Consider the following 14,038-nt stretch of genomic DNA (forward strand, 5'->3'; position numbering starts at 1 on the left):
GTGGGTCAGTGCACTATCGGGGTGGGAGGTGGCGTGATGATGACGCACGCGGCGTACGACTGCGACGTGCTGGTGATCGGCGGCGGGATCGTCGGCCTGTCGACGGCGTATGCGATCACGCGCACCGCTCCGGGCACCCGGGTGGCGGTGCTGGAGAAGGAGTGGGGCCCCGCCCGTCACCAGACCGGGCGCAACAGCGGAGTGATCCACAGCGGCATCTACTACCGCCCCGGCTCGCTCAAGGCCCGTTACGCGGTGCGCGGCGCTGCCGAAATGGTGGATTTCTGCGCCGAGCACGGCATCGCGCACGCGGTGACCGGCAAGCTGATCGTCGCGACCGAGCGGTCCGAGCTGCCCCGGCTGCACGCACTGGTCCAGCGCGGCCGCCAGCACGGGCTGCCGGTGCGCGAGCTGGGGCCCGCCCAGATCGCGGAGTACGAGCCGCAGGTCCACGGGCTCGCCGCGATCCGCGTCGGGACGACCGGGGTGTGCGACTTCGGGGCGGTCGCGGCGCGGTTCGCCGCCGAGGTGAGCGGGGCGGGCGGAGTGATCCGTTACGGGGCGGAGGTCACCGCGATCGACCGGCGCCCCTGGGGGGTGGCGGTGCGTACGGCGGACGGTCCAGTGGTGCGGGCCCGGGTGCTGGTCAACTGCGCGGGGCTGCACTGCGACCGGGTGGCGCGGCTCGCGGGCGACGACCCGGGGGTGCGGATCGTGCCCTTCCGGGGGGAGTACTACGAGCTGGCGCGGCCGGAGCTGGTGCGCGGCCTGGTCTATCCGGTGCCCGATCCGGCGTTCCCGTTCCTCGGCGTGCATCTGACCCGTGGCCACGACGGCAACGTCCACGTCGGGCCGAACGCGGTGCCGGCGCTGGCGCGCGAGGGGTACGGCTGGCCCGTCGTACGCCCCCGTGAGCTGGCGGACACCCTGGCCTGGCCCGGCACCTGGCAGATCGCGCGCAGACACTGGCGGTACGGGGCGGGCGAGGTGCACCGTTCGCTGTCGAAGCGGGCGTTCACGGCAGCCGTGCAGCGACTGCTGCCCGAGGTCACGGAGTCCGATCTGCGTCCGGCCCCGGCCGGGGTCAGGGCCCAGGCCGTGCTGCGGGACGGCACACTGGTGGACGACTTCCTGATCCGTGAGGCCCCGCACACCGTGCACGTGCTGAACGCTCCGTCGCCCGCCGCGACGGCCTCCCTGCCCATCGGGCGGGAGGTGGCACGCAGGGCGCTGCTCCGGGCACGGGGGACGGGGTGGAAGCCGCCCGCCGTAGAATCGGGGCATTGTGTCTGAGTCCTTGAACCCCTCCGCAGATCCCTCCTCGAATCCTTCCGCTCCGACGCCCGGCGAGGCCGCAGCCGGGGCGAGCGGCTCCGCAGCCGGGACGGGCACCGTCTCCTCGGTCCACGCCCCCGCCTCCGCCGCTGCCGGGATTCCGGACGATCTGCGCGCCGCCTCCTTCGAGCGGCAGCGCAGGCTGCGCCAGGAGCCGCGCTTCCCCGGCGGACCCGCGATCGATCCGGCCGGATCGCACCACGAGCGCCGGATCCGCAGCTTCCAGCCGCGCCGCAGCCGCGTCACGCCCGGCCAGGAGGACGCCCTGCTGCGGCTCTGGCCGAAGTGGGGCCTGGACATCGACGGGCAGTGCGTCCTCGACCTGCCCGAGCTGTTCGACGGGCTCCCGGTCGTACTGGAGATCGGTTTCGGAATGGGTGAGGCCACAGCGCAGATGGCGGCCGACGACCCGGGTACGGGCATTCTCGCCGTCGATGTGCACACCCCGGGCCAGGGCAATCTGCTCGGTCTCGCGGACCGGAACGGCCTGTCCAACATCCGGGTCGCCAACGGCGACGCGATCATCCTGCTGCGCGAGATGCTGAAGCCGGACTCGTTGGACGGACTGCGCGTGTACTTCCCCGACCCATGGCCCAAGAAGCGCCATCACAAGCGGCGGCTGATCCAGCCGGAGTTCCTCGATCTGGTGGCGCAGCGGCTGAAGCCGGGGGCCGTGATCCACTGTGCGACCGACTGGGAGCCGTACGCCGAGCAGATGCTGGAGGTGCTGACCGCGCACCCCCTCTTCGAGAACACCCTGGCGGACGGCGGCTATGCGCCGCGGCCGGCGTTCCGGCCGCTGACCCGGTTCGAGGGGCAGGGCCTCGACAAGGGCCATGTCGTGCACGACCTGCTCTTCGCCCGCCGCTGAGACCTGCGCGCGGAGCCGGTGACGAGACCTGACGGACCCGTCGCCCCATGGCCGGCTGTCAGTGCTGCTCGTTAGGGTCATCGGGTGGTGTCCGACGAGTCTGTCCAGCAACGGCAGTCGCAGCCGGCCGTCCCGCTTCTCGAGGAGCAGCGGGTCGGCGAGATTTTGGCTGCCGTGCCGGAGCGCAGGCACTGGCGTTACCGGCCGCGCCGCGTCGGCATGGTGTGGCGCAGCAGGACATTCCGCATCGCGGCCGTGTTCACGGTGCTCGCGCTGTGCGGTCTGGCGATCCTGGCCCTGGTCCGCGATCAGACGGGCACCGAGGGGTTTCTGGTAGGTCTGGGTCTCGCCGTGCTGCCCGTCCCACTCCTGATGGCGGCGTTCCGCTGGTTGGACCGGGTCGAACCGGCGCCGTGGCGGAATCTGCTGTTCTCCTTCGCCTGGGGTGCGTTCGCGGCCGCCCTGGTCGCGATCATCGCGAATTCGTTCGCGACCCGCTGGATAGCCACGGCCACCGCCGACCCGTCGGACGCCGACACCCTCGGCGCCACGGTCATAGCACCGGTCGTCGAGGAGAGCGCCAAGGCCGCGGCCGTCCTGCTGATCTTCCTGTTCCGAAGGCGGGAGTTCAACGGAATCGTCGACGGTGTCGTCATCGCCGGCTTCACCGCGAGCGGCTTCGCCTTCACCGAGAACATCCTCTACCTGGGCACCGCCTTCGGTGAGGACCAGCAGATAGGCACCTCGGGCGTCGTCTCGATGACCGCCGCGACGTTCTTCGTACGGGCGGTGATGTCGCCGTTCGCGCATCCGCTCTTCACGGTGCTGACCGGAATAGGTTTCGGGCTCGCCGCGGTCAGTGCGCGGCACCACCGGATCCGCCGCATCGCGCTGCCGCTGCTGGGTCTCGTCCTCGCCATGGGCATGCACGCCCTGTGGAACGGGTCGGCGTCATTGGGCCCGTACGGCTTCTATGCCGTGTACGGGGTGTTCATGGTCCCGGTCTTCGGCCTGGTGACCTGGCTGGCGATCTGGTCGCGCCGGCGGGAGCTGCGTACGCTCTCGGCCGAGCTGCCCGCCTATGCGGCGGCCGGCTGGCTGACCCCCGCCGAACCACTCGCCCTCTCCTCGATGCGGGCCCGCGGTATGGCACGCGACGTGGCACGCCACCGGCACACCCTCGCAGCCCGGGAGAACTGGGCAAGTCCGTACGGACCGGGGTCCGCCCCACCGTACGGACCGGGGTCCGCTCCACCGTACGGACCGGGGTCCGCCCCACCGTACGGACCGGGGTCCGCCCCACCGTACGGACCGGGGTCCGCCCCACCGTACGGACCGGGGTCCGCCCCACCGTACGGACCGGCATACGCGCCCCCGTACGGGCCGGGACACGGACCGGGATTCGCGCCGCCGGGGCAGCATGCGTCGCCCAGGCGCGGACCATCGGCCCAGGTCAAAGCACACGCCAAAGCACAGGCCAAGGCTCATGGCAGGGCTGCCGCCCGCGCCGTGGCCGAGTACGAATCGTTCGCGACATCACTGGCATCGCTGCGTCGGCAGGCCCGCCGCGGCGCGGCGGGCCCGGACTTCGCCGAGCGCGAGCTGGAGCTGCTGCACCACCTCTGGCAGCGCAGGGACGTGGCCGCTCCCGCCCTGACGTACGCGGCGCAGGCGACGGGCCGCCTGCACCCCCACCGCCTGCCGACGGCCCCTTACGCATACCCGTTCCCGCAGCACACGCAGTACGGCGGCTACGGCCACAACCCCTATCTGACCCCGCACCGACCGCCGCCACCGCAGTAGCACAGCGCTCCAGGGGCGTTCGCGAGCAGTCGTCCGAGATCCGTGGACGGCTGCGCCGCCCTCGTCAGGCGGATGCTTCGGTGAGGTCCGCCAGTTCCCGCTCGGTCAGCGAGAGGTCGGCGACGGCCACCAGCGCGGGCAGCTGCTCGACCGTACGGGCCGAGGCGATCGGCGCGGCGACGGTCGGCCGGGACGCGAGCCACGCAAGCGCGACGGTCGCGATCTCCGCGTCGCGCTCCTGGGCGACCTTGTCGAGTGCCGCCAGGACCTTCTGCCCCCGCTCCGACTCCAGGTACTGACCGGCCTTCTCGGCCCGCGCGCTCTCCACCGAAGCACCCGGACGGTACTTGCCGGTGAGGAAGCCGGAGGCCAGGGCGAAGTACGGGACGGCGGCGAGCCCGGCCCGGGCAGCCGTGTCCTGGAGCTCACCCTCGTACGTGTCGCGGGAGACCAGGTTGTAGTGCGGCTGCAGGGCGACGTAACGCGCCAGCCCCTCGCGCTCCGAGAAGTCCAGGGACGCCTGGAGCCGCTCGGGGCTGATGTTGGAGGCGCCGATCTCCCGGACCTTGCCCTCCTTCACCAGCTGATCGAGGGCGGTGATGATCTCCTCGACCGGGACGGTCTCGTCGTCGAAGTGCGTGTAGTACAGATCGATGTGGTCGGTGCCGAGCCGGCGCAGCGACTCCTCGGCCGCGGCCTTGATGTTCGCGGCGGACAGACCCTTGTACGAGGGGTGGGCGCCGACCTTGGTGGCAACCACGATGTCGGAACGGTTGGAGCGTGCCGCGAGCCACTTGCCGATGACGGTCTCCGACTCGCCGCCCTCGTTGCCCGGGATCCAGGCGGAGTAGGCGTCGGCGGTGTCGATGAAGTTGCCGCCCGCCGCGGCGTAGGCGTCCAGCACGGTGAACGACTGCGCCTCGTCGGCGGTCCAGCCGAAGACGTTGCCGCCCAGGGCGAGCGGGAAGACCTGAAGGTCGGAAGGGCCCAGCTTACGAAGAGAAGTCATATCCAGATCAACGGATTCCGGCGAGTCCGCTATTCCGGCAGACCGGCAGCCCTGACGTCGGGGGGTGAGCGTCAGGACTGCCGGGGTTCAACGGCCTGTGAACCGGCTCGGATCACGAAGGCCGGGAGGCGGCCGGCGGATCAGGGATTGAGGCCCTTGTCGCGCAGCCAGGCCATCGGGTCGATGCCCGTACCGTCGGGGGTGTGGACCTCCAGGTGGAGGTGCGCGCCCGTGACATTGCCGGTCGCGCCGACCCGGCCGATGGTCTCACCGGTGGTGACCTTCTGGCCGACACTGACGCCGATCGAGGACTGGTGGCAGAACCACAGCTCCGTACCGTCGTCGAGCTCCAGCACCGTGCGGTAGCCGTACGAACCGGACCAGCCTGCCGACTTGATGGTGCCGCCGTGTACGGCCTTGATCGGGGTGCCGGTCGGCGCCGCGAAGTCGAGGCCGGTGTGGTAGCCGGAGGACCACATCGAGCCGGCCTGGCCGAAGGTCGAGGTGATCGTGTACGAGGAGGTCGGGATGGCGTAGCTGGCGGCGAGCTTGGCGAGCCGCAGGGCCTCGGCCTTCGCCTTGGCTTCCGCCTCCGCCTTCTTCTTCTCGGCGGCGGCCTTGGCCTCGGCCGCGTCCTGCTGCTTCTTGGCCTCGGCGGCGGCCTTCTCCGCGGCCGCCTTCTCCTGCGCCGCCTTGGCCTCGGCGTCGGCGGCGTCCTGCTGCTGCTCGGCCTGCTGGAGGATGCGGGCCCGGAGTGCCTCGCCCGCGTCCGTCGTGCCCTGCTCGGCCTCGGCGGCGGTGAGGCCGGCGGTGGTGAGCGGGGCGGCAGCGGCGGCGGCTTCGGCCTTGTCGGCCTCGGACTCACCGGAGAACAGGGAGCCCACGCCGGGAAGGGACTTGGCGTCGGGGAGGTTGTCCGAGATGGAGTCGGGAAGGGAGATGGAGACCGGCGGCTTGCTCTGCGCGGTGGCCATGCCGCCCGCGCCGACTGCCGCGATGACACCGACCCCGAGCACCGTGGAGCTACGGGCAAGTCCGTTGCGCTGCTTGGCGACGCGGTGCTTGCCGCGTACGGGGCGGACGGACTCCTCGGTGGGATTCCACTCGTCCCAGCTTCTGTCGGGCTCACTGTTGCCGTCGGCGCGGAATTCGCTGCCGAACTCACCGGCGAAGTCGCCGCCCGTCTCGGCGCCGAACGCCGTTCCCGTCCCAGCGGTTCCGTAGTCGGAGCCGAAATCGGATCCGAAGTCGGCGCCGAAGTCGGAACTGAACTCGGGGTTGAACCGAGAGGGGGCCTCGGGGGCAGGCTTGTTGGACGCCACGGGGGCGCACTCCTTTCCTTCCTTCTCGCCTACCGGGTTAGCTGACGGGTTCGGAGCAGGAAGGTCTCCTACGGGCCCCTCTGCCTCTCACGAGACACAGGTGTCCGATTCACCCCATGTAGGTGGTTCCCCGGTTCCCTTGCGGAATTCGGCGCTCGCGCACGGTGCCGCCACTGACGACGGCTGGGACGACCGCGCTGCGTTATCGAACGTTAATAGACACACGGGCCTGATTCCAAGCTGTTCCCACTGATCGTTCAGGTCTTTGGCCTGGACTTTACGGGACACAACCGGGTGGAATCGGACGAGTTGATCGCCCCTCAGTCATTACCCGGTTCCTGACGTTGCGTCAAATGTTATGCGGAGCGACGCCTTTCGGTTACGTACGGTGGCATCGCGCGCACAAGGCCGCGCCCCGGGCCGCGCCAAACACCCGACCCGCACGAGCCACCCGGCCCGCACGAGGCACCCGATTCACGCGAAGCACCCGCCCTACCCGTCACGCCGTTTCCAGGCCCACGATCTTCACGGTCCTGCGCCGGTCCGGCTGCCCCTCCGCGGGACGTACGACCGCGAGCAGCGCCATGTCGTCGGTCGTCTCACCGCCCGTGTGCAGCCGCACGTCATCGGTCAGCGCGGACAGCAGCTCCTCGGGCCCCGGAAAGATCCGCCCGCGCAACCGGGCCGCCGGGTCGTAGAAGACCCCATCGGCGTTCCGTGCCTCGGAGAGGCCGTCGGTGTAGAGGAGCAGGGTCGTCCCCGTCGGCAGATCCCACTCGTCCGCCCGGTCGGGCCACACCCCCAGGTCCATCCCGAGCGGTAGCGCGGGCACCGTGGACCCCAGCACCTCCACCGCCCCGTCCGGGTGCAGCAGGATCGGCTCGGGATGACCGCGGTTGACGATCCGCACCCGGGACACTCCGGACGGGATCTCGGCCAGTACGGCAGTGATGAAGCCCTCGACCGCGTCCAGCCCGCCCCGCGCCCCCTCCCGCGCCAGCGCCCGCTCCAGCCGCTGCGCCACGCCCTCCAGCGAGCGCTCCTGCTCGGCCGCCTCCCGGAACGCCCCGATGACCACCGCCACCGACTCCACGGCGTCGAGCCCCTTCCCCCGTACGTCCCCGACCACCAGGCGCACCCCCTGCGGGGTGTCCGCCACGGCGAACAGGTCGCCGCCGACGAACTCGTCCGCCTGCGCCGCCTCGTACCGCGCCGCCACATGCAGCCCGCCGATCCGGTCGGACGGCTTCGGCAGCACCGCCCGCATGGCGGTCTCCGCGATGACCCGCGCGGAGGCCAGTTGCTCATTGCCGCGCCGTACGACCGTGTTGATCACCACCGCGAGGACCGAGACGGTGGCCAGAGTGAGCAGCTCGATCAACGGCACGACCAACGGCAACGGGTTGCTGTACCACCGCAGCAAGGTGACGGCCACCATCGAGGCAATGCCGGTACCGATGGTGCTGCGCAGCGAGAAGAACGGCGCGGCGATCAGCGGCGCCGCCACGAACAGCGGAATGGCGGTGAAGACCGGCGGGGTGAGGAGATCGAACACCAGCCCACCGAGGATCATCAGGGCGGGCAGCATGCGGACGAACCGCCGGGAACGGGTGCCACCCTCGGCATGTCTGCCGCGCCGCTTCAGCCGCTTCCACACCTGTGGTCTCCTGCCCGGTACGCGCGCGGCTGCGGACGGTACCGCGCCCCACCCCCAGGCTCGCCGGAGCGGAGCCGTGCGGCGACTCCGCATCGACCAATGGGGGTACGTACGTGGTACAGCTCACACACCGCCCGGACCTGCTCCTTCATGGGCCCGCAGGCCGGTCGCGCCACGCCCCGGAACGCGACGCGGAAATGAATCAGGCCCGGCACGCTGCATGCGTGCCGGGCCTGATTCTTCAGTAGCGGGGACAGGATTTGAACCTGCGACCTCTGGGTTATGAGCCCAGCGAGCTACCGAGCTGCTCCACCCCGCGTCGGTAAACACAACTCTACGGCATGTCCGGCGCGCGAATGACCACTCGGCGAATCATGGCCACTCGGCGCCCGGCCCGTGTGCCCGGCGTGGTGACGCCGAGCAGCGTGGCCCCCGCCCCCTCAGTTCGTCTCGGTGATGCGAGGAGTGGCCTTCCCGTCGACCGCCGCGGGCTTCATCGGGTTCGCGCCGCGCTGCAGCGAGTGGAGGATCGCCAGCCCCTGGCTGACCACGCCCGCCGCCATCTCGTTGACACCATTGGTGCCGTTGAGAACGGTGAGGTCGGCCCCCGACATGCCACGGGCGGCCGCGTCGGCCAGGGCGGGCAGGTTCTCCACGATGCGGTTGGCCGCGATGAGCTCCTGGTTGCCGTCGCGCAGCGAGGTGGCGCGCACGCTGTTGGCGTCGGCCTGCGCCTGGGCGAGGGTCCGTTCGGTGTACGCGCTGCCATCGGCCTCGAACTTCACCCGGTCACGGGCCGCTTCCGCGAGAGTGCGCTGACGGTACGCCTCGGCATCCGCCGGACGCCGGACCTCCGCTTCGAGCCGTTGCGCGGCGAGTGCGGCCTGCCGCTCGGCCAGCGAGGTCTGCTCCTCGATGACCTCCTGCGAGGCCCTGGCCTGGGCGAGCGGTCCGGCCTGCGCGGCGCGGGCGTTGTACTGCTCGGTCTCGGCCAGGAAGCCGGCCCGCTTGATCGCGGTGTCACGTTCGTACTCCGCCTTGAGCGCGGCGGCCTGCTGCTCGCGCTGGCTGGCTTCCTGGTCGGCCTTGGCCTCGGCGATCCTGGCCTGGCTGGCGACCGCGGCGGCGTGCGGGGCGGCGAGGTTGTTGATGTAGCCGGTGGCGTCGTCGATCTCCTGGATCTGGAGGGCATCCACCACGATGCCGAGTTTCTCCATCTCGCCGTGGCTGCCCGCGATGACCTCCTGGGAGACCCGGTTGCGCTCGCGGATGATCTGCTCCACGGTCAGCCCGCCGATGATGGAACGCAGGTGACCGGCGAATATCCGGCCGGCGAGCTCCTCCATCTGTTCCTGCTCGGACAGGAAGCGGCGTGCGGCGTTGGCGATGGAGACAGCGTCGTCACCGACCTTGAAGACGGCGACCGCGCGGACGTTGAGACGGATTCCCTGCTGTGTCACACAGTCCTCGGTGATCTCCGCCTCGCGCAGCGCCAGGGAGAGCATGCGCGCCTTCTGCTTCACCGGGAGCACGAAACTGCCGTGTCCGGTGACGATCCGGAACTGGGTGTCCAGCGTCTGCCCCTTGGAACCGGATATGAGCATCGCCTCGTTGGGGGCGGGAACGTGCCAGAAGAACATCGGAAGACTCCTGCCGTACGTGACTGCTCGATGTACCTACGTCACTGCTCGACGCAGGTGCCTCACTGCTCGGCGTGGCGACGTCATTGCTTCGGCTCAGGACGGCAGTCGTTCCACGATCACGCCCCGCGCCGAGACCGAGTCGACGACAACGACGCGTGTGTCCCTGTCGATCGACGTCGCCGACCATGCGGTGTAGGCCTCCGACCCACCCCGTACGGCCACCAGCACTTCGCCCGGACCATCGGCGGGAATCGGCACGGTGACGCGACCGATCGCCCCGACCGGGCTCCGGGCGGACTCATCTGCCGTGTGCATGCGCCCTCGCGAGCGTCCCTGCTTGCTCACACCGCCGCTCACGCCGCTCTCCGCGTCGCATCTCACACCGCTGTCCACGCCGTTTCTCACGCCGCTTCATGAACACGAGGCGACCCCGCCTCCTGGAGGCCCGAGCCTCCCTCGACACTTCCACGGTACTCCGCACCCGCCCCGGAGGATCGCCCGGAGGACGGCCCCGAACGACAACGAGCGAGGGTAGTTATGTGGTGATATGACTGATTTACCATCCAGCCAGTCGACGCGATGGACTCGCGCTGATCGGGGAGCCGACAGTGGACAATTACCCCCTGCTCAACCTCTTCTGGACCATGCTCTGGTTCTTTCTCTGGATCATGTGGCTGTTCCTGCTCTTCAAGGTCATCGCGGACATCTTCCGCAGCGACGACCTCGGCGGCTGGGGCAAGGCCGGCTGGCTGATCGTGGCCCTGCTGCTGCCATATATCGGCGTGCTCGTGTATGTGATCGTGCGCGGCAAATCCATGGGGAAGCGGGACATCAAGGAGGCGCAGCAACGTGAAGCGGCCTTCAAGGCGTACGTACGGGAAGCCGCAGGCACCTCCGACGCGAGCGGCCCGAAGAAGGGCGGTCACGTCGACGACCTGGCGAAACTCGCCGAGCTGAAGGACCGGGGCGCCCTCACGGACGAGGAGTACCAGCGGGCGAAGACGAAGCTCCTCGTCTGAGCACATCCCCGCGGCCGTGACGCGCATGTCTCCCTCCACCCGGTCCGGCGAACTGGCACGGCTGCCGGACCGCGGGGAGGCTTGAGACATCAGCCCAGGGTGGCCGCTTCCGCCCGCGGTTCTGGGGGTGCCGGAGCACCGGCGTACATCTGCACACTCCGACGGCCCGACAGAGCGGGCCGGGCGGAGTGCGGTGCCCATCTCGGCGAGCAGGGAGATGGCCGGACCATGAACGGCACCACGCTCGAAACCCTGGACGCGATGCGGAGCGCGCTGCGCGGTCCCGTCATCGGTCCGCAGGACCCGGAGTACCGAACCGCCCGCACCATCTACAACGCCATGATCGACAAACGTCCGGCGGCCGTGGTGCGGTGCAGCGACACGGCGGACGTCATGGCCGCGGTCGACTTCGTCCGGGACGAGGGTCTCGTGCTCGCGGTCCGCGGCGGCGGACACAGCGGCGCGGGCCTGTGCCTGGCGGACGACGGCGTCACCATCGACCTGTCACCGATGCGCTGGGCACACATCGACCCCACCGCGCGAACGGCCACGGTCGGCGGCGGCGCCACGCTCGGCGACCTCGACCACGCGGCGCACGCCTTCCAACTGGCCACCCCCGCCGGAATCCAGTCGACCACCGGCGTCGGCGGGCTCACCCTGGGCGGCGGCCACGGCCACCTCACCCGCAGATACGGCCTGACGGCCGACAACCTGCTGGCCGCGGACGTGGTCCTGGCGGACGGCACTGCGGTGACGGCGAGCGGCGCCACCCACCCCGACCTGTTCTGGGCGCTGCGCGGCGGGGGCGGCAACTTCGGCATCGTCACCTCCTTCACCTTCCGGATGCACCCGGTGGACACCGTGGGCGTCGCCATCACCCTCTGGCCGGTCGACCGGACCCCCGAAATACTGCGCTGGTACCGCGACTTCCTGCCCCAGGCCCCCGAGGACCTGAACGGCTTCTTCGCCGCGCTCACCGTGCCGCCCGGTCCCCCGTTCCCGGAGGAGGTCCAGGGTCAGAAGATGTGCGGTGTCGTGTGGTGCTGGACGGGCGACCCCGACCTCCTCGAAGCCACCCTGAAACCCGTGAACGACCCCGGCCCGCCCGCCTTCCACTTCACAGCACCGATGCCCTACACCGCCCTGCAGTCCATGTTCGACGAGCTGCTCCCTGCCGGCCTGCAGTGGTACTGGCGCGGCAACTTCTTCGACCGGATCACCGACGACGCCATCGCCGTACACGCCAAGTACGCCGAGAACCTCCCCACCGACCTGTCGACCACGCACCTGTACCCGGTCGACGGCGCCGCCCACCGGCCGGGCGCCGACGACACCGCCTGGGCCTACCGGGACGCGGTCTGGTCCGGCGTGATCGCGGGCATCGATCCGGACCCGGACAACGCCGAGAAGCTCAGGCAGTGGTGCGTCGACTACTGGGAGGAGCTGCACCCGCACTCCATGGGCGGTACGTACGTGAACTTCATCGGCGCGGGCGAAACCCCGGACCGGGTACGCGCCACCTACCGCGACCACTACGAGCGACTCGCGGCCATCAAGCGCACCTACGACCCGCACAACTTCTTCCACGCCAACCAGAACATCGAGCCGGTGGCCTGACCCGGCCTCGGGAGCGGGCTGCGGGCCGCGGGCTGCGGGCTGCGGGCTGCGGGCGCTCGACCGCTTTCGGTATCCATGGCGACAGCGGCGCCGTCGTGGCCCCTCAGCCGTCGCTGACCGACTGCCCCACCCCCGGATCGATCGTGGTCATCGCATCGCCGGAATCTGAGCAACCGTCAGTCGGACCGGCCGTCAGCACATCGCCGTCGCCCCCTTCCGGCCCCATACGCGCGAAGACCCGCGCCGGCATCCGGTAACGGCCGCGTACAGCTCACCGTCCACGGGAGTGTCACACCGTCTACATCACTGTAGACGGTCTACGTTGCACAGGCGTAGAGATGCGGCGAGGGGCCGGCGCCCGAGCCGGGCGACTGATGCCGTTCACCGCTGTCACACAACAACGGGTCGCCCACTGCCCGCGCAGTGAAGCGCCGAACCGTCGACCAGGAGTGCGCCTTGGGACAGTCGGAATTCCTCACCGCGGTGGATGTCGCCAGTGAGCGCCGGTACGTGATGAAGAAGCTCCCGGAGGTCACTCTGGCCTTCTGGATCATGAAGATCGCCGCCACCACCCTCGGTGAGACGGCCGGAGATCTGTTCTCCCAGACGCTGCAACTGGGCTATTTCCTCACCACGATCGCACTGTTCCTGGTGTTCGCGGTGACGTTGGTGGTGCAGCTGCGGTCCAAGCGCTACAACCCGTTCTTCTACTGGACGGTCATCCTGTCCACAAGCATGGCCGGCACGACCATGTCGGACTTCATGAACCGTGACGCCGGCGCCGAGTACCTCACGGCGGGCACGACCTCGCTGGGCTGGGGCCCGCAGGGCCTGGGCCTGGGATACCCCGCAGGTGCCGCGATCCTGATCTCCCTGCTGATGGCCATCTTCATCGTCTGGAAGCTCACCGGACAGACCTTCGCCATCCGCGACATCGTCACCTTCCGCGGTGAGGCCCTCTTCTGGTCCGCGATCCTGGTGTCGAACACACTGGGCACGTCCATGGGCGACTTTCTCTCCGACAGCTCCGGCCTCGGCTACGCCGGCGGCGCCCTGCTCGTCACAGCACTCCTGGCCGTACTCGCAGCCCTGATGCGGGTGCCGGCCGTCCCCAATGTCGCGCTGTTCTGGATCGCCTTCGTTCTCACCCGCCCCCTGGGCGCCACCGCCGGTGACTTCCTCACCAAGCCTGCCGCCAAGGGCGGTCTCGATCTCGGCACACCGGGTTCCTCGGCCGTACTCCTGGTCATCCTCCTCGGCCTCATGGCCCACGCCCACGCGCAGGAGCGCAAGAACACCGCCCAACGGGGCGAACGCGACGCCCAGCCGTCGTAACCACACGTTCCTTTGTCGTGCGCGACCGCGACGGCTCGTCCGACACTCCGAGACGTCACTTCGTAAAGCACAGGCACCTGGAGCGTCGAAGCCCCGGGAGGAGACCTGGTGTTCGGTCCGCCCAGGGACCGGAACGGGGACTGGCGCAAGAGCCCCGTACAACCAGGCGCCCCGCCCGGCAAAAACCGGTCGGGGCGCTGAGCCGCAGGTCAGAGGGGTTTCCCCCTCGCCCGCCTTGGATGAGGACAAGTTTGAGCGGGGGGTCGGCGATGGCGAAGTTGGCGTAGCCGTCGCGCAGTTTGGCCGGCTCCGTGCCGAAGAGCTTGCTGTAGAAGGCGATCGAGGCGGGAAGGTCGGGGACGCGCAGCGCGAGCTGTACTCGGGACATGACGGTCCTCCTGACGCGAGGTGGAAGCGCCCCGGCCGT

Annotated in this window: 11 protein-coding genes, 1 tRNA gene, 1 pseudogene and 1 riboswitch; of the genes and pseudogenes, 6 read left to right on the forward strand and 7 right to left on the reverse strand. The window is 70.0% G+C overall.

Annotation, left to right across the window (positions count from 1 at the left end):
* Positions 1–36: 36 nt before the first annotated feature.
* The 3 genes from lhgO (at position 37) to OG609_RS19305 (ending at position 4,009) form a co-directional block, all read left to right on the forward strand.
* A complete protein-coding gene (gene lhgO / locus OG609_RS19295) occupies positions 37–1,293 on the forward strand; it encodes an L-2-hydroxyglutarate oxidase (protein WP_327273963.1) in 1,257 nt (418 codons plus the stop codon).
* The gene (gene trmB / locus OG609_RS19300; RefSeq protein WP_327273964.1) at positions 1,286–2,206 is read left to right on the forward strand and encodes a tRNA (guanosine(46)-N7)-methyltransferase TrmB; all 921 of its coding nucleotides are present in this window, start codon (positions 1,286–1,288) and stop codon (positions 2,204–2,206) included. Before lhgO ends, trmB begins: the two co-directional genes overlap by 8 nt.
* 87 nt (positions 2,207–2,293) lie before the next feature.
* Complete coding sequence (locus tag OG609_RS19305) at positions 2,294–4,009, forward strand: PrsW family glutamic-type intramembrane protease (RefSeq protein ID WP_327273965.1); 1,716 nt, start codon at positions 2,294–2,296, stop codon at positions 4,007–4,009.
* Between the two features lie 64 nt (positions 4,010–4,073).
* Here the strand turns inward: OG609_RS19305 and OG609_RS19310 are convergent, their stop codons facing one another.
* From OG609_RS19310 to OG609_RS19335, 6 genes are all read right to left on the reverse strand, one after another.
* On the reverse strand, positions 4,074–5,018 hold the full coding sequence (locus OG609_RS19310; protein WP_327273966.1) for an aldo/keto reductase: 945 nt from the start codon (positions 5,016–5,018) through the stop codon (positions 4,074–4,076).
* 140 nt (positions 5,019–5,158) lie between these two features.
* The gene (locus OG609_RS19315; protein WP_327273967.1) at positions 5,159–6,340 is read right to left on the reverse strand and encodes a M23 family metallopeptidase; all 1,182 of its coding nucleotides are present in this window, start codon (positions 6,338–6,340) and stop codon (positions 5,159–5,161) included.
* A gap of 11 nt (positions 6,341–6,351) precedes the next feature.
* Positions 6,352–6,504, reverse strand: a riboswitch (cyclic di-AMP (ydaO/yuaA leader).
* Between the two features lie 335 nt (positions 6,505–6,839).
* On the reverse strand, positions 6,840–7,928 hold the full coding sequence (locus OG609_RS19320) for a PP2C family protein-serine/threonine phosphatase (RefSeq protein WP_382907483.1): 1,089 nt from the start codon (positions 7,926–7,928) through the stop codon (positions 6,840–6,842).
* A gap of 314 nt (positions 7,929–8,242) precedes the next feature.
* Positions 8,243–8,316 (reverse strand) — tRNA-Met (locus OG609_RS19325).
* Positions 8,317–8,437: 121 nt separating this feature from the next.
* Positions 8,438–9,637: an SPFH domain-containing protein gene (locus OG609_RS19330; RefSeq protein WP_327273969.1), complete on the reverse strand. Its 1,200-nt coding sequence runs from the start codon at positions 9,635–9,637 to the stop codon at positions 8,438–8,440.
* A gap of 96 nt (positions 9,638–9,733) precedes the next feature.
* Positions 9,734–9,955, reverse strand: coding sequence for a hypothetical protein (locus OG609_RS19335; RefSeq protein ID WP_327273970.1), 222 nt, complete (start codon positions 9,953–9,955; stop codon positions 9,734–9,736).
* A 293-nt stretch (positions 9,956–10,248) separates the two neighbouring features.
* Here OG609_RS19335 and OG609_RS19340 point away from each other — a divergent pair, with 293 nt between their 5' ends.
* The 3 genes from OG609_RS19340 to OG609_RS19350 all read left to right on the forward strand — a co-directional run bounded on the left by OG609_RS19340 (position 10,249) and on the right by OG609_RS19350 (position 13,611).
* A complete protein-coding gene (locus OG609_RS19340; RefSeq protein ID WP_327273971.1) occupies positions 10,249–10,659 on the forward strand; it encodes an SHOCT domain-containing protein in 411 nt (136 codons plus the stop codon).
* 228 nt (positions 10,660–10,887) lie between these two features.
* Positions 10,888–12,276: an FAD-binding oxidoreductase gene (locus OG609_RS19345; protein ID WP_327273972.1), complete on the forward strand. Its 1,389-nt coding sequence runs from the start codon at positions 10,888–10,890 to the stop codon at positions 12,274–12,276.
* A 456-nt stretch (positions 12,277–12,732) separates the two neighbouring features.
* Positions 12,733–13,611: a COG4705 family protein gene (locus OG609_RS19350; RefSeq protein WP_327273973.1), complete on the forward strand. Its 879-nt coding sequence runs from the start codon at positions 12,733–12,735 to the stop codon at positions 13,609–13,611.
* Between the two features lie 223 nt (positions 13,612–13,834).
* Here the strand turns inward: OG609_RS19350 and OG609_RS19355 are convergent.
* Positions 13,835–13,999: pseudogene (locus tag OG609_RS19355) on the reverse strand (VOC family protein); the annotation flags it as partial.
* Positions 14,000–14,038 lie beyond the last annotated feature (39 nt).

This window comes from Streptomyces sp. NBC_01224 (assembly GCF_036002945.1).
Classification (GTDB): Bacteria; Actinomycetota; Actinomycetes; order Streptomycetales; family Streptomycetaceae; genus Streptomyces.